General features: G+C 61.7%; 20 protein-coding genes and 1 riboswitch. Of the genes, 9 read left to right on the top strand and 11 right to left on the bottom strand.

All coding sequences use genetic code 11. The annotated features are described in order from the left end of the window. Positions 1-336: 336 nt before the first annotated feature. The 9 genes from ACPFMA_RS03400 to mntP form a co-directional block, all read right to left on the bottom strand. The gene (locus ACPFMA_RS03400; protein WP_425929688.1) at positions 337-546 is read right to left on the bottom strand and encodes a hypothetical protein; all 210 of its coding nucleotides are present in this window, start codon (positions 544-546) and stop codon (positions 337-339) included. 616 nt (positions 547-1,162) lie between these two features. After that, complete coding sequence (locus ACPFMA_RS03395; protein ID WP_425930567.1) at positions 1,163-1,363, bottom strand: AlpA family transcriptional regulator; 201 nt, start codon at positions 1,361-1,363, stop codon at positions 1,163-1,165. Between the two features lie 108 nt (positions 1,364-1,471). Further along, entirely contained in the window at positions 1,472-1,966 is a 495-nt protein-coding gene (locus ACPFMA_RS03390) for a hypothetical protein (RefSeq protein WP_425929687.1), read from the bottom strand. 11 nt (positions 1,967-1,977) lie between these two features. Then, positions 1,978-3,225: a tyrosine-type recombinase/integrase gene (locus ACPFMA_RS03385; RefSeq protein ID WP_425929686.1), complete on the bottom strand. Its 1,248-nt coding sequence runs from the start codon at positions 3,223-3,225 to the stop codon at positions 1,978-1,980. Between the two features lie 220 nt (positions 3,226-3,445). After that, positions 3,446-3,733 (bottom strand): HigA family addiction module antitoxin, encoded by a 288-nt coding sequence (locus ACPFMA_RS03380; RefSeq protein ID WP_064302072.1) that lies wholly within the window; start codon positions 3,731-3,733, stop codon positions 3,446-3,448. Next, positions 3,733-4,011: a type II toxin-antitoxin system RelE/ParE family toxin gene (locus ACPFMA_RS03375; RefSeq protein ID WP_064302073.1), complete on the bottom strand. Its 279-nt coding sequence runs from the start codon at positions 4,009-4,011 to the stop codon at positions 3,733-3,735. Before ACPFMA_RS03375 ends, ACPFMA_RS03380 begins: the two co-directional genes overlap by 1 nt. 92 nt (positions 4,012-4,103) lie before the next feature. After that, positions 4,104-4,577, bottom strand: a complete 474-nt coding sequence (locus ACPFMA_RS03370; RefSeq protein WP_064302074.1) for a DUF6882 domain-containing protein — start codon at positions 4,575-4,577, stop codon at positions 4,104-4,106. A gap of 80 nt (positions 4,578-4,657) precedes the next feature. Then, positions 4,658-5,524, bottom strand: coding sequence for a hypothetical protein (locus tag ACPFMA_RS03365; protein ID WP_425929685.1), 867 nt, complete (start codon positions 5,522-5,524; stop codon positions 4,658-4,660). Between the two features lie 3 nt (positions 5,525-5,527). After that, the gene (gene mntP, locus ACPFMA_RS03360; RefSeq protein ID WP_064302076.1) at positions 5,528-6,094 is read right to left on the bottom strand and encodes a manganese efflux pump MntP; all 567 of its coding nucleotides are present in this window, start codon (positions 6,092-6,094) and stop codon (positions 5,528-5,530) included. A 3-nt stretch (positions 6,095-6,097) separates the two neighbouring features. Further along, a riboswitch (yybP-ykoY riboswitch) is annotated at positions 6,098-6,266 on the bottom strand. A gap of 207 nt (positions 6,267-6,473) precedes the next feature. Between mntP and ACPFMA_RS03355 the strand changes: the two genes are divergently transcribed. Then, positions 6,474-7,831, top strand: a protein-coding gene (locus ACPFMA_RS03355; protein WP_425928249.1) for an IS3 family transposase whose coding sequence is annotated in 2 segments (ribosomal slippage) — positions 6,474-6,947 and positions 6,950-7,831 — 1,356 coding nt in all. Because the reading frame shifts where the segments join, the coding sequence is not laid out codon by codon here. A 93-nt stretch (positions 7,832-7,924) separates the two neighbouring features. Here the strand turns inward: ACPFMA_RS03355 and ACPFMA_RS03350 are convergent. Then, entirely contained in the window at positions 7,925-8,824 is a 900-nt protein-coding gene (locus ACPFMA_RS03350; RefSeq protein WP_009397424.1) for a proline iminopeptidase-family hydrolase, read from the bottom strand. Between the two features lie 97 nt (positions 8,825-8,921). Continuing rightward, the gene (locus tag ACPFMA_RS03345; RefSeq protein ID WP_064302077.1) at positions 8,922-9,683 is read right to left on the bottom strand and encodes a LuxR family transcriptional regulator; all 762 of its coding nucleotides are present in this window, start codon (positions 9,681-9,683) and stop codon (positions 8,922-8,924) included. A 175-nt stretch (positions 9,684-9,858) separates the two neighbouring features. Between ACPFMA_RS03345 and ACPFMA_RS03340 the strand changes: the two genes are divergently transcribed. From ACPFMA_RS03340 to ispA, 8 genes are all read left to right on the top strand, one after another. Further along, on the top strand, positions 9,859-10,746 hold the full coding sequence (locus ACPFMA_RS03340; protein ID WP_064302078.1) for a proline iminopeptidase-family hydrolase: 888 nt from the start codon (positions 9,859-9,861) through the stop codon (positions 10,744-10,746). A gap of 3 nt (positions 10,747-10,749) precedes the next feature. Further along, a complete protein-coding gene (locus tag ACPFMA_RS03335; protein WP_064302079.1) occupies positions 10,750-11,697 on the top strand; it encodes an ABC transporter permease in 948 nt (315 codons plus the stop codon). Next, complete coding sequence (locus ACPFMA_RS03330) at positions 11,694-12,551, top strand: ABC transporter permease (RefSeq protein WP_009397428.1); 858 nt, start codon at positions 11,694-11,696, stop codon at positions 12,549-12,551. The genes ACPFMA_RS03335 and ACPFMA_RS03330 overlap by 4 nt, the downstream gene beginning before the upstream one ends. Further along, positions 12,548-13,534: an ABC transporter ATP-binding protein gene (locus tag ACPFMA_RS03325; RefSeq protein WP_425929684.1), complete on the top strand. Its 987-nt coding sequence runs from the start codon at positions 12,548-12,550 to the stop codon at positions 13,532-13,534. Before ACPFMA_RS03330 ends, ACPFMA_RS03325 begins: the two co-directional genes overlap by 4 nt. Beyond that, on the top strand, positions 13,531-14,505 hold the full coding sequence (locus ACPFMA_RS03320) for an ABC transporter ATP-binding protein (protein ID WP_425929683.1): 975 nt from the start codon (positions 13,531-13,533) through the stop codon (positions 14,503-14,505). The genes ACPFMA_RS03325 and ACPFMA_RS03320 overlap by 4 nt, the downstream gene beginning before the upstream one ends. A 32-nt stretch (positions 14,506-14,537) precedes the next feature. Then, complete coding sequence (locus ACPFMA_RS03315) at positions 14,538-16,079, top strand: ABC transporter substrate-binding protein (RefSeq protein WP_420058255.1); 1,542 nt, start codon at positions 14,538-14,540, stop codon at positions 16,077-16,079. 138 nt (positions 16,080-16,217) lie between these two features. After that, positions 16,218-16,460: an exodeoxyribonuclease VII small subunit gene (locus ACPFMA_RS03310; RefSeq protein WP_064302083.1), complete on the top strand. Its 243-nt coding sequence runs from the start codon at positions 16,218-16,220 to the stop codon at positions 16,458-16,460. Next, positions 16,457-17,344: a (2E,6E)-farnesyl diphosphate synthase gene (gene ispA, locus ACPFMA_RS03305; protein ID WP_009397433.1), complete on the top strand. Its 888-nt coding sequence runs from the start codon at positions 16,457-16,459 to the stop codon at positions 17,342-17,344. The genes ACPFMA_RS03310 and ispA overlap by 4 nt, the downstream gene beginning before the upstream one ends. The last annotated feature ends 73 nt before the right edge of the window (positions 17,345-17,417 follow it).

Here is a 17,417-nt window from a genome sequence, read left to right as displayed (position 1 = left end):
GCAAGCACCGCTGGCGCCTAGGCAGATCATGGCCTGCGGGAGGTAGACTGAGATACTCGCGCAGAAATATGGCCGTTTGAGAGGCTCTCGCCCCTCAAGGTTCCCCTTCCCCGCAGCCCTCACCGGCCCGGTGGAAGGCTCGAAGGGTCCGATCTTGTCTTGCCTTGGAAGTCGTGGCCTTACGACAAGCGGGTCGTTAACGCTCCAGTTGGTCCAAGGTGTGATCGCCCAGCAAGCGCACTCTAGGGCCGGGTGGAATACGCAAAGGAGGAGCCGCAGAGGTCGTCAGGGTGGTAGAGACATAAGACGCACCTCCGCGTTCGCAGGTGTGTTATGTCAATTGGGAGCTTCATCATTCAGACCGTGGGACCTGAGAATATATGCACTGATGGCAGCGTAATGAAACTCAGCGACTAAACGTAATTTTTCCAATTCCTCTGGAGGCAACTTTCCCTTCGCCTCCTGGTAATTTCTCAGAAACGTGGCCGCCTCATCACAAAGGCGGAGTTGCTCAGCAATTGGATCAGGATTGCTTTTTATCACCATGGAAGCTAGCTCCTAAGCACAGTTCAAGCGTAGCTCGGATATCGATACCAACACAGCGATGAAGACATCAGCGTGCGTTTGCCTCCTGATTTTGAATCCAGTGCTGTCGCATCGAAGCGCCCAGCCTCATCAAATGACCTGACCTAACGCAGTTGAGCCTACCGATAGCAGCGTGTGAGTTCGCCCTCAGTGCCCAGGCGTGAACAAGGTTAGGATGAGCAGAGTCATGACCTTCTCATCATCATTCAAGACGTAACATGCGCGAAAACAGATGCCCCCACCAATGACAAAGCTGAGCATTTCACTTAAAGGGGTTTACAAGCGCGGGCTAAGCCCGGAGCTATGAAAGCTCCGAGCAGAAAGGCGCAGCGCTTTGCGCCTCGGCTCCACCATTGAGGCTAGCACAGGGCTCATTCAAGCCTGAACGACTGTTCACCCATGAACCGCATTCCGCTGAAGCCAGGGTTTGCACATGACGTTTAGCCCATACAAAGGGGCAGAAATCGCAATGTTTCCCCGAGGTTTTTAGCGCGACGAAACGGGAAAAGACATAGCTGGCCGATATCGTTTCTGTAAGCACCATTACAACCGTGACTTCCTCACAAAATGCCAAGACTCAATGAGGCGTCTGGAGTCGGTCAGCTACCCACTGCTCGACTTCAACCGAATCCCAACCTACCGCTCTTGCCCCGATCCGCCTGCACCGTGGAAAATCGCCCATCTTCATCAATGCGTAGATGTGGCTGCGCCGGAACCCGCAAAGCTGCTCCGTTTCTTTCAGTCGAATAATCCGGCGAGAACTCCGCTGCGCGACCATACGTTGAACATCTTGCTGACAGTGTTTCATTCCCTCAAACCTTGCACCTTGGTGGCGCTCAATGGATTCGTGGAAAGGGAATCTACGCACGACCACGCGCACGTTAACTTAAGGTGCGCGCTTTTTTTCCTGCTTGTTCAAAACGCGCCTGACCTGGGAAACCGAATGCTTCACCCGTGCGGCTATGACAGCGTTGGGAAGCCCTTGCTCTGCCAGCCGAATCGCCTTCTGATGCCAGTCGGGAACCTCTTTCTTCTCTCGATTTTTCTCCACAACCTTACGTTTCTTTTCGACCGTGTACTGCTTGGCACGAAGAGCTAGGGTGGTCATCTTGTTGCTGACCTCATTTCTAATGTCGTGAACCAAAAAATGTATGGTTTCTAAGCTGACGCTAACCTCACCCGTGAACTGCCCTCTTTTCTCTGGAGTGCTCATCGCACTCTGGTCAAGCGCCAGAGCCTCGAAAGCAATTTTTTCCTCACCGCCACATGCATCAAGTTCTTGTGCCCATTGGTCGATGTTCGACCAACTGAGCTCAGCCCCCTCTAACGTCGCCTCACTGGCGAACAGCAGGAGCAGTTCTGCAACTACCTTCCCATCCATGTCTACAGTCTCTACAGCGCGTGCTTGGTTTCAAAAGGGACGACATTCTCGAAATAGGGAGTAGTGACGAACGCTGCCCACGAGTTCATCAGCCGCCTGCGCTTAACGAGCAAGTCCGAGCGCGAATACGCCCCCTCGGTCTGATCCCGCTCGTCATGCGCCAGCGCCAGCTCACAAACCTCGCGGGGATGATGCGTTTCCTCGCCAGCCCAATCGCGGAAGGAACTGCGGAAACCATGACGGGTGATGTCGCCATGCCCCATGTCGTGCAGCAGATTTCGAATGGCATTGGTATGCATCACCCCGCTCTTCCCTCGCCCTGGGAAGAGAAAGTTACTTTCCTCGACACGCGGCAACACCCGCAACATCTCAACGACTTGCGGCGCCAATGGAATGGTGAAGGCTTTCCTCATCTTCATACGCTCGGCCGGCAGCGCCCATATGCCAGCCTCCAGGTCGAACTCCGACCACCTGGCACCTTGCACCATCTGAGCCCGAGCAGCGGTGAAGATAAGCAAGCGAGCTGCGACAGCGGCACGGAATTCACTTTCAGCCAGTTGGTGCATGAGCGCAGGCACTTCCTTCCAGCTCATCGCGGCGAAGTGCTCTCGTATCCGTGCCTTCTTTTTATCGGCATTGTTCAGCAGCTTATCCAGATGGCCCCGCCAGCGAGCCGGGTTTTCGCCATCACGCAGATTGCGCGCCTTGGCAGCATCCAGAACCAGCTCGATCTGCCCACGCACCTCATCTGCCGTTCGCGTTTTGGTGGCCCAGATAGGCTGGAGAACCTTGAGCACCAGGTCGGTATCGATCTCTCCGACAGGTATCGCACCAATCACTTCGAAGGCATACAGCTCCAGCTTTCTAAGCCAGCCCTTACGCCATTTTTCAGACCATCCAGGGCCATGAGCGTCGGCATATTCCTTTGCCATCTGCTCGAAGAGCACGCGCTTCGCATCCTCGGCGCGGCGCTGGGTAATCAGGCGATCCTGCTCATCATCTCGGGCAGTTCTGGGACAGATGCCATTGGCCCGGAGCTTACGCGCGTCAGCATGTTTGATGCGGGCATCCGACAACGAGACTTCTGGATAACCTCCCAGCCCCATTTCGGTCGTTTTCTTGTTGAGCTTGTATTTGTAGATCCAGCTCGTACCTCCAGTTTCTCCAACCTTGAAGTACAGGCCGCTCCCATCATTCGCCATATCCTTCACGCCAGCCTTGGCAAGTTGCTCCACCCTTTTGACCGTCAGCTTCCCCATGAGCCCTCCCCTACCCCCATCCTCCCAGCCCACACCCCAGCCCATACTTTGGAGGCTGGCTTTCATTGGTGGCATCTGGCCTTTAGTGGACGAACATACACGGAAAACCCAGCAAAACCCAATGGTTACCGGGAGCGCTTATAAAATCAGTGGAGTTTTCTGGACAACCTATAAGCCGGCCACAAGCCGGCTTTTTAATTTCCGTTGTCCCGCTTCCCGATCACGCGATGGCAAGCTTCTCCACTCGCTGCAAATCGACATGCTTGCGCGCGACCCACAGATCATAAGCATCCTGCATGGCCAGCCAGCTTTCCGGCGACCGACCAAGCGCTACCGACAACCTCAAGGCCATTTCAGGAGTAACACGGCTCGAGCCCTTCAAGACGCGGCTCAGGGTCGAGGGCGCAACACCCAGTTTTTCCGCCAGCTCACGACCGCTGATGCCGTTCGGCTCAAGGTAGATATCGGTGATGAACTCACCTGGGTGGGGAGGGTTATGCATGTTCATCAGTGGTAATCCTCATAGTCCAGAACATAAGCGTTTCCGTCGCGAAACTCGAACGTCAGCCGCCAGTTGCCGTTCACCATGATCGACCAGCGCCCTTGTTTTACTCCCTTTAGAGGGTGCAAACGAAAGCCCGGGATGTCCATATCGTCTATCGCTCGCGCTGTATCCAACGCAGACAATTGCAACCTTAACCGTTTGGCATGAGCGGGCTGTACACCGGCAGTACTGCCCGTCTCGAAGAGCTTCCGTAGCCCCTTGTGCTGAAATGATTTGATCATTTGGCAAGCCTAGCATGTTGCGCAACACGCAACAAATCAGAAGCGACCGAACGGCTTGTGCGAATCTATCCGCTCAATGACGCACCGGAGCACTACCCTCCAACCCGCCTGACCCCCGTCAGCGCCAGAAACGAATTCATCTGCCCATACGGCGCCCGATATACCCCCAGCGCATTCAGGTACTTCACGCTGATCGCCGCCAGTTCCCAGGCCATGGGTTCGTCGTCGATGGAGAACGCCTGCTCCGAGACGAACAGGTCCAGCCCGGTGAGATCACCCAGGGCCTTGAGCGGCGCTGATCGTTCACGGTGCCGGGGCAGCAGCGTTTCGTTGCTCCAGGCCCAGCGCCAGGTGTTTTCATTGCCGGCATGGCTGCCGATGGGAATGACATCGGCCTCGACCACCTTGTTGTCGTCGAGGTCGTACATTTCGAGTAGACCGGCCTCCTGGTCGAAGGACCATCGGGCGTGGCCGGCGAGGTGGTGCTCGGTTTCGAGCAGTTGCTGTTTTTCCTTGAGTTCGTCCTTGGCAGACCGCAGGAAGCGGTCGAAATGTTCGTTGATCATGAGGTTTCCTGAACGCTGCGGATGGCGTGGCCGGAACGATCAAGAGTAGCCGCGATTCGCCAGGCCGCGGCAAATACACCTCACCCCCGCGGGGACGGCGGCGGCAGCAGCTCCAGCACGCGATCGCGGCCGCCCTCGGCCACCAGGTAAGTGCCACGCCCGGTAGCCACGATGGATTGCGGCGCCTTGAGGAAGGACAACACCGTGCGTTGCTCGCCCTGCGGATCCACCAGCAGCAGGCGGGCGCGGTGAGTGGAGTCCTCGCTTATCCACAGGCCACGCTGGTCGCACATGAGGAAGGTGGGCTGGTTGAGGCCGCTGAGAATCACCGGGTCGCTGCGGTCCTCGGTCAACTGGCGGACCAGGCCGGCGTCCTTTTCGCTGTACAGCAGGCGGCCGTCGCTGCAGCGGGTAATCGACTCGGTTTCAGTGAGACCCTCCCTTAGCACGGTCAGCGAGCCGTCGCTCCAGCGATAGCGCATCAGGCGGCCGTCGCCCTTGCGATCCTCGATTGCGTAGAGATCCTCGCCGTCGTTCCACAAGCCTTGGACATTGTTGCCACTGAACAACGGCGTCACCTGGCCGTCCTTGAACAGGCTGACCGGCGCGTCGCCCACTTCCTGGCTGAACACCCAACCACCGAGCGCGGGGGTCATGCCGTCGGGCTTGGACAGCCCGCCCACCAGCGTTTCGCGCTGGCCGTCGGGCTGGATGCGCACGATGCTGCCTTTGCTGCCTCGCAGTTCCTGGCTGACCAGCAACGAGCCATCCGGCAAAGGCGCCAGGGAGGCCGCCTTGGGCACGGCGCGGTAGACGACCTGGAAGCTCCAGTCGCCAGAAGCCTGCACCGGGTAGAAGCTCTGCCAGGCAAAGAAACCCAGCGCGGCGAGGACCAGCACAACGCCGGCAAGCACTAGCTGGCGCAATACAGAGAAGCTTCGAGTCATGGATCAGACCGCCGTCAGGTGTTCATAAAGAATGGCCGCGCCCACCAGCATCAGCACCACGCCACCGGCGATCTCGGCGCGCTTGCCGACGATCGCGCCGAGCACGCGGCCAAGCATCACGCCGACAGTCACCATCACACAGGTAGCCATGCCGATGGCCGCTGCCGCGACCAGGATGTTCACGTCGACGAAGGCCAGGCCCACGCCCACCGCCATGGCATCGATGCTGGTGGCGAACGCGGTCACGGCAAGGATGAAGAAGGAATGCTGGCTGGCTTTTTCTTCGGCTTCGTCTTCGTGCTTGAGACCGTTGTAGATCATGTGAAGGCCAAGTGCCAGTAGCAGGCCGAATGCGATCCAGTGGTCCCAGTTTTCCACGTACCGCACCGCTGCCTGGCCGATGCCCCAGCCAACGACGGGGGTGATGGCCTCGATCACACCGAAGATCAGGCCGGTGCGCAGGGCTTCGCTGAAACGCGGTTTATGCAGGCTGGAGCCTTTGCCGATGGCGGCGGCAAACGCATCGGTGGACATCGCCATGGCGAGGAAGAAAAGGGAAATCAGGTTCACGGTTTCTATCCAGTCGGGCTATGAGTCAACGACGCAACCACACGCCCGACTCCAGGCATGGCTGCATCGTTGGTCTCGCCAACCAGAAGGTGTTCACGCCACGGCTGCTGCCGAGAATGTTGACGCGAACGCTCATGACCGAGGGTCAGGAGCAGGCTACTCCCCAACAAGGGTGGCCAATATAGTGGCCCGGATGTGAAAAAAACATCAACCGCAGGGTAGAGGGATCTGGACTAGGTTGGAACTGGTGGATGGGCAAGGCTGGGTTGCTGGTTGGATAACTCCGCTGTTCTTCAGGGCCTCATCGCCGGCAACGCCGGCTCCCACAGGGTGGACTGCCCCCAAGAAGTTGGAGACTAATCCAACCCTTGGGGGAGTTATGAGTAAGTACACCGAGCAGTTCAAGCTCACAGCCATCACTGCCTACCTGGAGGGCACCGATGGTTTCCGAAAGGTAGCCCAGCATTTCGGTATCGATTTCAGCCTGCTGAGGCGCTGGGTGGCGAGCTATAAAGCCCGTTCCACTATCAGTCCCATACCTCACGGTCAGCGCTACGACATCGATTTCAAGCGCAGGGTCGTGCAGTACATGCGCGAGCATCGGCTTTCCCTGCGTCAAACGGCAGCTCACTTCGGCTTGGGACAGTCCTCCCGGGTAGGCATTTGGGAGCACCAGTACTACAGTGGCAACCTTGCCACCTCTACTGCCACTCAACGAAAAAAGTCTGCCGACGTGTCCAAGAAGATCAAGCCACTCAAACCCACTGACACTGACGACGCGCTGAAGCCGCGAGATCAGCTCATGGCAGAACTCGAGTATCTGCGCATGGAGAACGCTGTCCTAAAGGAGCTGAAGGCTTTGAGAGAGGAGAAGGAACGAAGGCAAGAGAAAAAACGCTGATCGTCTCCAGACTCCGAACCCGATTCCCGCTGTCAGCGTTGTTGGCCCTGGTCGAGTTGTCGAACAGCACCTTCTACTACCAGCTCAAAAGCCTTCAAAAGCCGGATAAACACGCCGATCTGAAAGAGCTGGTGGGTCAGGTCTATCACAAGGAAAAAGGGCTCTATGGGTATCGGCGTGTGACGCTTGCGATCAAGAATCAAGGCATCCTGGTGAACAAGAAGGTTGTGGAGCGGCTGATGGCCGACCAAGGTTTGCGGGCGGTCGTGCGGCCTAAAAAGTATCGGTCCTATCGAGGAGAAATAGGCAGGATTGCCGAGAATCTGCTGGAGCGAAACTTCATTGCCCAGCGGCCCAATCAGAAGTGGGTAACTGACGTAACGGAGTTTAAAGTGGCTCAGCAAAAGCTCTATCTCTCACCAGTGATGGACTTGTACAACAGTGAGATCGTGGCCTACGAGATCGCTCGCCGCCCAAGCTATGAGCTGGTGGGGAACATGCTGGAAAAAGCCCTGAGTAGCTTGGGAAAGGAGCCGAAGCTGGTCATCCACTCTGATCAGGGATGGCATTATCAGCAGCGCCAATACCGCGAAAAACTTGAGCAGCGTGGGGTAAAGCAGAGCATGTCGCGCAAAGGAAATTGCCTGGATAACGCCGCTATGGAAAGCTTCTTCGGCACGCTCAAGTCTGAGTTTTTCTATTTGAAGCGGTTTGAGAGCATCGAAGAGCTGACCACCGGTCTGGACGAGTACATCCGCTACTACAACCATGACCGCATCAAGCTGAGGTTAAACGGCCTAAGCCCTGTCGATTACAGGGCTCAAGCTGCTAGCTAAAACTGTCCAACTTTTCGGGGGCAGTCCAGGGTCGCGAGCACCGCCAAACTTGTGGGAGCCGGCGTTGCCGGCGATGAGGCCCTCAAGAAAACATCAGAGGTTCTGGTCGAGGAAGGTCACCACAGTCCCCATGCACGCCACCCGCTCTTCCACGTGCGGCATATGGCTCGAGTTCTCGAACAGCGCCCAGCGAATCCCCGGGATCAGGTCCAGGTATGGCTTGACCACCAGCGGCGTGGCTTCGTCATAACGCCCGGAAATCAGCAGGCTTGGCACATTGATGCGCGGCAGGCGATCAACGATGGTCCAGTCCTTGGTGCTGCCGATCACGTGGAATTCGTTCGGCCCGGTCATGGCGTGGTACACGGTGGGGTCGGCGTCGACCTGGGCGAAGGTCCGCGCCACTTCGTCCGGCCAGGGGTTGAGGCGGCAGACATGACGGTCGTAGAAGACCCGGGTCGCGGCGATGTAGTCGGCGGCGGTGAAGTCACCAGCGGCCTCGTGGCGCAGCAGGGTGTCCTGCACGTCCTGCGGCAGTTCCTCGCGCAGGCGGTTGGCTTCCTTGACCCAGGTGCGCATGTCTGCCGGCGAGTTGGCGATCACCAGGCAACGCAGCCCGGCTGGACGCCGTACCGCGTGCTCGCTGGCGAGCATGCCGCCCCAGGACTGGCCGAGCAGCGCGTAGCGGTCGCGAATGCCCAGATGGTCGAGCAGGTTGTCGAGTTCTTCGAGGAACAGGCTCACGGTCCAGAAGGACGGCGGCATGTCCGGCAGATGGGTCGAGCGCCCGTTGCCGAGCTGATCGTAGTGGATGACCGGGTAGCCACCGGCCGCGACATCCTTGTAGGCATCGACGTAGTCATGGGTACAACCCGGGCCGCCATGCAGGATGACCAGCGGGGTGCGCCCGCATTCCAGGTCACCGGTGACGCGATACCAGGTCTGATAACTACCGAAAGGGGCAAAGCCTTCACGCGATTTGATGAGTTCCATTTCATCGGGCTCCGTGCGGATCGTAGGGCATACCATAGCCGCCACGTGCCTCGGGCATAACTAGAGAATTCTCTAGGTTTTCGCGATTTTTCCGCTATCAGTCCTCTAAAAGCCGGTAATGCACGGCACGGGCTACCGCCTGGACACGATTTCTGGCACCCAGCTTGTGCATGGCCGAGGTCAGGTGCAGGGAGATGGTGGCCAGCGAGCGGTTCAATTGCTCGGCGATCTGCGCCGCCGTCAGGCCATCGGCGGCCCAGCGCAGGCACTCGCGTTCGCGGCGGGTCAGGCGGATGACCTGCGGCGAACACTCCTTGTCGAGCAAGGGGTAGGCGGCTTCCTGGAGCGCGTGGGCGACCAGGCTGAAGTCAGCGAGATGCTCGCGGGCCTCGTCGAGGTCACGCCTGCTGGTCTGCGGGCGCAGGCCGGTGAGGGTGGCGAAGCCGCCGCGTGGCAGGTGGATCGGCACGGTCACGCCACAGGCCAGTTGCGCATCCTGCAGATAGCCGACCACCGGCGCATGCCGGCTGTCGATGAAACGCTGGAGGATGGTGTCGCCCTTGGGCTGGTAGGACCAGACGAACGGCGAAATGCTCGTCAGCGCAAGGTGCTGCACCGGGTCGATCTGGTAATAGCCTTCGGCGCACCAGAGGTCCTGCCAGTCATGCGGGGTGTTGCGCACCCGCAGGATCGCCGGGGTGATGAGTTCGCCGACGTGGTCCAGTGGAACGGGACTGTAGTCATAGACCAGGGCTTCGAAGCCCAGGTCCGCTGCCACGTCGGCAACGCTGTCCATCTGCTCGTCCAGGCTCCTGCCAGACAACAGACGATGGTCGAGATCAGCCAGTTTGGCCTGCATTCCTTGCACTCCTGCGTGTTACCCCTGTTGGATTTCCATCTTGAAGTCCGACAAGTAGAATGCCACGGCCCGGCGCCGGACTGCCACCACAAACCTATAGGAAATACTAGCTTGTGGGCACTGCCGTCTCCTGCGCAGGGTATAGCTGCAAGCCAATGCCAACAGGAGAGTAGCGATGTGGCGTGAGATGCAACCTGACCAGCAGTTCGACGTGACGGTCGATGGCCACAATCTCGTGGTGTACAGCTATGGTGAAGGCGACGAGGTGCTGCTGCTCCTCAATGGCGGCCCCGGGCTACCCTGCGATTACCTTCGCGAGGCCCATTCGTGGCTCAAGGACAAGGGTTTGCGCGTGGTCACCTTCGACCAGCTGGGAACCGGCAAGTCCGCCCGCCCCGACGACCCGTCCCTGTGGAACATCACCCGCTACGTTGCCGAAGTGGAAACCGTGCGCCAGGCCCTCGACCTCGGCCGTGTGCACATGCTCGGGCATTCCTGGGGCGGCTGGCTGGCGATCGAGTACGCCATCCATCATCCGCAGGCACTCAAGAGCCTGATCCTGGAAAACACCGTCGGCGATATCCCGCACCTGTCCAGCGAGCTGGAACGCCTGCGCGGCGCCCTTGGCAGCGAAACCGTGGCGATGATGCAGCGCTTCGAGGCCCTGGGGCAGCTCGACCATCCGCAGTACCAGGCCGCGATCACCCTGCTCAACTATCGGCATGTCTGCCGCCTCGATGAATGGCCGGCGCCGATCCAGCGCTCGCTGGGCGACTGGAACATGGGCCCGTACACCACCATGCAGGGGCCCAACGAGTTCCTCTATATCGGCAATCTCAAGGACTGGAACCGCCTCAAGGAAATGGGCGACTTCAACATGCCGGTGCTGATCACCACCGGGCAGCACGACGAACTTACCCCCGCCTGCGCCATGCGCATGAAGCTGGCCCTGAAAGACGCCGAGCTGCATGTGTTCCCCAACAGCAGCCATATGCCGTTCTACGAGGAACCCGAGGCGTACTACCCGGTATTGCTGGACTTCCTGCAGCGCCACCGGGGTTGATCGATGAACCTGGCGCGCTACCGCTTCGTCCTGACCCGCCCGCTGCAACTGCTCCCGGTATTGCTGGGCATCAGCCTCATCACCTTCGTGCTGGTGCGCTCGATCCCCGGCGACCCGGCGCGGGTACTGCTCGGCGCGCGCAGCACGCCGGACGCGATCCAGAAGATCCGCGCCCAGTTCGGCCTGGACGAGCCGATCTGGGTGCAATACCTGTATTTCCTGAAGAACCTGCTCAACGGCGACCTGGGCCAGTCCCTGCTGTATCGGGTCGATGCGCTGAAGCTGATCGCCACGCGGATCGAGCCGACCCTGATGCTGGTGTTCGGCAGCGTGCTCCTGGCACTGCTGATCGCCGTGCCGCTGGCGACCCTCGCGGCGCGCAACAAGGGCGGCTGGATCGATAACCTGATCCGCGTGTTCACCACGGCCGGGCTCGGGTTGCCGGCGTTCTGGCTGGGCTTGATGCTGATCCTGCTGTTCAGCGTGCATTGGGGCCTGTTCCCGGTTTCCGGCTATGGCCGGGAATGGCCGGAAAAACTTCACCACCTGGTGCTGCCCTGCCTGACCATCGCCCTGGCGCTGTCGGCGGTACTGGTGCGCAACCTGCGCGCCAGCATGCTGGTGGAAATGCAGTCCGACCAGGTCACTGCCGCCCGCGCCCGCGGTCTCTCCGAGAACGCGGTGTTCCGCCGCCACGTGCTGCCCAACTCGATGGTGCCGACGGTGAACCTGCTGGCCGTCAACATCGGCTGGCTGATCAGCGGCACCGTGGTCATCGAAAGCCTGTTCTCCCTGCCCGGCATCGGCCAGTTGCTGGTGCGCGGCATCTTTACCCGCGACTACATGGTGGTGCAGGGCGTGGCCATGGTGCTGGCCTGTGCCACGGTAGCGGTGAACTTCATCGCTGATATCGTCACCACGGCCATCGACCCGCGGGTGAAGATCCAATGAGCAGCCCCAGCATCGCAATCCCGAGCCGCTGGCGCCTGCGCTGGAACCTGGGCGATGGCCGCCTGACCCTGTATTTCGGCCTGGCCATCGTTCTTGGCTGGGGCCTGCTCGCCCTCCTCGCTCCATGGGTCGCCCCCTACGACCCGCTGCTGCAGAATGGCGACCTGCGCCTGATGGCACCGAGCCTGGCGCACCCTTTCGGCACCGACAACTTCGGCCGCGACATCCTCTCCCGGGTCATCTGGGGCGCACGCATCGACTTGCAGATGGCCCTGGTCGGGGTGATCTTCCCCTTCCTGCTCGGCACCTGCATCGGCGCCATCTCCGGCTATATCGGCGGACGCCTGGACGCGGTGTGCATGCGCCTGATCGACATCGTCCTGGCCTTCCCCTTCCTGGTCCTGATGCTGGCGATCATGGCGATCCTCGGCCCCGGACTGGGCAGTTTCTATATCGCCATGGCCCTGGTCGGCTGGGTCTCCTATGCGCGGCTGATCCGCTCGCAGATCCTGATCCTCAAGGAAAGCGATTTCGCCCTCGCCGCCCGCAGCCTCGGCTTCAGCCACCGGCGCATCCTTTTCGGGCACCTGATGCCCAATGCCCTGTTCAGTTCGGTGGTGTTCTGCATGTCCGACGCGGTGCTGGTGCTGCTCAACGGTGCGGCGGTCAGCTACCTGGGCCTCGGCGTGCAGCCGCCCACCGCCGAGTGGGGCACGATGGTTGCAGAAGGTCAGAGCTTCATCACCAGCGCCTGGTGGATCTGCACCTTTCCGGGCCTGGCCGTGGTGACCCTGGCGATGGGCTTCAGCCTGCTCGCCGACGGTGTCGCCGAACGCCTGGGAGACCGCTCATGAGCACGCCGCTGTTGCAGGTCGAGGACCTGAGCGTGATCGTTCGCAACGATCAACGCGATGTCGCCGTGGTCGATCGCCTGTCCTTCAGCCTTGGCGAAGGCGAGATCCTCGGCCTGGTGGGCGAATCCGGCTCGGGCAAGACCATGGCCTGCCGCGCCCTGATGCGCTTGCTGCCCTCGCCTAAACTGCGCGTCGAAGGCACGGCGGTGCGCCTGGGCGGAACCGACCTGCTGCAACTGGACGATGCCGGCATGCGCCGCATGCGTGGCCGCGAACTGGGGATGATCTTCCAGAATCCGAGCAGCCACCTCAATCCACTGATGCGCATCGGCGAGCAGATCGCCGAGGGCATCCGCCTGCACCAGGGAGCCTCGCGCCGGGAAGCGCGGGCCGAGGCCATCGAGGTGCTGCGCCAGGTCGGCATTCCCGACCCACAATCCCGGGTGGACAACTACCCGCACGAATTCTCCGGCGGCATGCGCCAGCGGGCGATGATCGCCGTGGCCCTGGGCTGCAATCCGAAGGTGCTGATCGCCGACGAGCCGACCACGGCGCTGGATGTCACCGTGCAGGCGCAGATCCTCCGGCTGCTCCTGGACCTGCGCGACCGCCGCGGCCTATCGATGATCCTGATCAGCCACGACCTCGGCGTGGTCGCCCAGACCTGCGACAGCATCGCCGTGATGTATGCCGGGCGCTTATGCGAGCACGGCAGCAAGATGCAGATTCTCAAGCGCCCGCAACACCCCTACAGCGCCGGCCTGCTCGCCTGCCATCCGGCGGCGGACAGCGGCCAGCGCCTGATGAACACCATCGGCGGGCAGCCGCCGCTGCTCGGCGACATGCCCGCGGGTTGCCGTTTCGGCCCGCGCTGCGGCCTGGCGTCGCCTATGTGCCGCGAGCACCTGCCACAGTTGCGGGAGATTTCGCCCGGCCACCGCCTGGCCTGCCATACACCGCTGCTGCACGGAGTCGCCCCATGACCACGCTGTTGCAGGTCAACGACCTGCAGGTGCAATTTCCCGCCGCCGGCAGCGGCCTGTTCAGCCTGCGTCCGCGCAAGGTCAGCGCGGTCAATGGTGCGTCGTTGCACCTGGCCGCCGGGGAAACCCTCGGCCTGGTGGGCGAGTCCGGCTGCGGCAAGAGCACCCTGGCCCGGGCCATCCTGCACCTGAACCCGGTGGCCGGCGGGCAGGTTCTCTTCGACGGCATCGACATGGCCCAGGGCAGCCCGGCCGATATCGCCCGCCTGCGCCACGAGACCGCGATGATCTTCCAGGACCCGTACACCGCCCTGAATCCGCGCCAGCGCATCGGCGACATCATCGCCGAGGTACTGCGGGTGCAGCGCAAGGTGCCCGAGGCACAGGTACCGGAACGGGTCGCCGAACTGCTGACCCTGGTCGGCCTGCGCCCGGAACTGGCCGGGCGCAAGCCGCGCTCGCTGAGTGGCGGCCAGTGCCAACGGGTCGGCATCGCCCGCGCCCTGGCGGTGGAACCGCGGCTGATCATCGCCGACGAATGCGTCGCCGCCCTCGACGTGTCGATCCAGGGCCAGATCATCAACCTGCTGCTGGAACTGCGCGAGCGCATGAACCTCGCCATGCTGTTCATCACCCACGACCTCACCGTGGTTCGCCGCCTGTGCGACCGGGTGGCGGTGATGTACCTCGGGCGCATCGTCGAGGAAGGCCCGGTGCACGAGGTCTTCGATGCGCCACGCCACCCCTATACCGCTGCGCTGATCCAGTCCATCGCCGATATCGATCCGGCCCGCCGCCTGCCCGAGCAACCGCTGCCGGGCGAGCCGCCGAGCCCGCTGCACCTGCCCACCGGCTGCGCCTTCCATCCCCGTTGCACGCGCGCATTGCCGGCCTGCCGGGAAAGCGCGCCGCCGACCCATTCCCTGGGTACACGACGCCATACCTGCGTCCACCCGGAGCCGCTGTCCTGACCTAACGTCCTTTCATCAAATGGAGCTTGAGCATGAAACCCGGAGCATTGAAGTTACTCACCGCCGCCCTGCTGGCCGCCAGCGCCCTGACCACCGGCGTCGCCCACGCCGCAGGGGTGCTGACCATCGGCTGCCGTGAGGAAAGCACCACCTTCGACCCGATAAAGACCGCGCAGAACCGCGACAACTGGGTCTTCGCCAACGTCTACGACGTGCTGGTGCGGGTGGACAACAGCGGCACCAGGCTGGTCCCCGGCCTGGCGGAAAGCTGGGCCATCTCCGACGACGGCCTGACCTACACCTTCAAGATCCGTCCCGCGAAGTTCTCCGACGGCTCGCCATTGACCGCCGAGGACGCCGCCTTCTCCCTGCTGCGTATCCGCGATAACCCCGGCTCGCTCTGGGCCGACTCCTACAAGATCATCGACACGGCCGTCGCCAAGGATCCCCACACCCTGGTAGTGACCCTGCACAGCAAATCTGTGCCTTTCCTCGCGCAACTGGCCACGGCCAACGTATCCATCGTGTCCAAGGCAGCCATCGAGAAGCTCGGCGAGGAGGAATACGCGCAGAATCCGGTGGTATCCGGGGCATTCAAGGTCAAGGAGTGGCTGCGTGGCGACCGGGTGATCCTGGAAAAGAACCCGCAATACTGGGAAGCCGACAAGGTCAGCCTGGATGGCGTCGAGTGGATCTCCATCCCGGATGACCGCACGCGCATGCTCAAGGTCCAGGCCGGCGAGCTGGACTCGGCCATCTTCGTGCCCTTCTCCCAGGTCAACGACCTGCAAAAGGACAAGAAGGTCACCGTCCACATCGACCCGTCGACCCGCGAAGACCACCTGCTGATCAACCACGAGAAAGGCCTGCTGGGCAAACAGGAAGTGCGCGAGGCCATCGACCTGGCGATCGACAAGAAGGCCCTGGTGGAAACCGTCACCTTCGGTCATGGCGAGCCGGCCTATTCGTACATTCCCAAGGGTGCGCTGTACCACAACGCCAACAACCTGCAGCGCCCCTACGACCCGGCCAAGGCCCGCGAATTGCTGAAGAAGGCCGGGGCCGAAGGGCTCAAGGTCAATTACGTGGTCAATGCCGGCAACGAAGCCGACGAGCAGATCGCCGTACTGGTGCAGAAGCAACTGGCGGATGTCGGCATCACAGCCAACCTGCAGAAGGTCGATCCGACCCAGAGCTGGCAGATGCTGGTGGACGGCGACTACGACCTGTCGGTGATGTACTGGACCAACGACGTGCTCGACCCCGACCAGAAGACCACCTTCGTGCTCGGGCATGACAGCAACCAGAACTACATGACCCGCTACAGGAACGACAAGGTCAAGGACCTGGTGGCTGCGGCGCGGGTCGAGACCGATCCGGTCAAGCGCGGCCAGATGTACGAAGAACTGCAGAAACTGGCCAAGCAGGACGTGCACTGGATCGACCTGTACTACAGCCCGTACATCAACATTTCGCGCAGCAATATCCAGAACTTCCTGCAGAACCCGCTGGGGCGCTTCACCCTGGAAGAAACGGTGAAGCTGGAGCCTGGCGTGAAAACCGCGCAGAACTGAGTCGTGCGCTCGGCCTTACCGCTGGAATGCCGGCGGTAAGGCCGTCGCCATGCGACCAAAGAACCTGCCACCAATTTGCCCCGGATGCCCTGCTCTGCTAGTGTCGCGCCGTTCAGAACCGCCACCGAGACAGACGCCATGGCCCGAAAAAAAGCCGCCATCGATTTCGAGCAATCCCTCGCCGACCTGCAAGCCCTTGTCGAGCGCCTGGAGAACGGCGAGCTGTCGCTGGAAGACTCGCTGACCGCCTTCGAGCAAGGCATCCGCCTGACCCGCGACTGCCAGGGCGCCCTGACCCAGGCCGAACAGAAGGTGCAGATCCTTCTGGAACGCGACGGCGAACTGGCCGCAGAGCCCTTCGACGCGGAACAGGCGGAATGATCCGCGCCTACCAGACCGCCTGCCAGGCACGGGTCGATGCTGCCCTGGAGCCGCTGTTCCAGGCGCCTTCGGTGGAACTCACCCGGCTCTACGAAGCCATGCGCTACAGCGTGATGAACGGCGGCAAGCGCGTCCGTCCGTTGCTCGCCTATGCCGCCTGCGAAGCCCTGGGCGGCACAGCCGAACAGGCCAATGGCGCGGCCTGCGCGGTCGAGCTGATCCATGCTTATTCGCTGGTGCATGACGATCTGCCGGCGATGGACGACGACGACCTGCGGCGTGGCCAGCCGACTACCCACAAGGCCTTCGACGAGGCCTGCGCGATCCTGGCCGGCGATGGTTTGCAGAGCCTGGCGTTCAGCGCCCTGCTCGACCCGCGCCTTAGTTCGCAGAGCGATGCCACCCGGCTGGCCATGGTGCAGACCCTGGCCAAGGCGGCCGGGCCTGCCGGCATGGTCGGCGGCCAGGCCATCGACCTCGGTTCGGTAGGCCTCAAGCTGGACCAGGCCGCTCTCGAATTCATGCACCGGCACAAGACCGGCGCGCTGATCGAAGCCAGCGTGCGCCTCGGCGCCCTGGCCAGCGAACGCGCTGGCGACGCCGAACTCAAGGCCCTGCAGCAGTATGCCCAGGCCATCGGCCTGGCCTTCCAGGTGCAGGACGACATCCTCGACGTGGAAAGCGATACCGCCACCCTGGGCAAGCGCCAGGGCGCCGATATCGCCCGCGACAAACCCACCTATCCCGCGCTGCTCGGGCTCGACGCGGCCAAGGCCTATGCCCTGGAACTGCGCGACCAGGCGATCGACGCCGTGCGTCCATTCGACGCAGCCGCCGAACCGCTGCGGGCGCTGGCGCGCTACATCGTCGAACGCCGCAACTGATCGGTGCCCCAATCGCTGGCAAGCCAGGACTCACCGCCTGAACTGTGGGAGCTGGCTTGCCAGCGATGAGGCC

Origin of the sequence: Pseudomonas sp. NyZ201, from assembly GCF_049860765.1 — a bacterium.
In the GTDB taxonomy this organism is placed as follows: Bacteria; Pseudomonadota; Gammaproteobacteria; order Pseudomonadales; family Pseudomonadaceae; genus Aquipseudomonas; species Aquipseudomonas bharatica.
The sequence above is the reverse complement of the archived record's forward strand: the minus strand, read 5'-3'. Positions and strand labels throughout refer to the sequence as shown.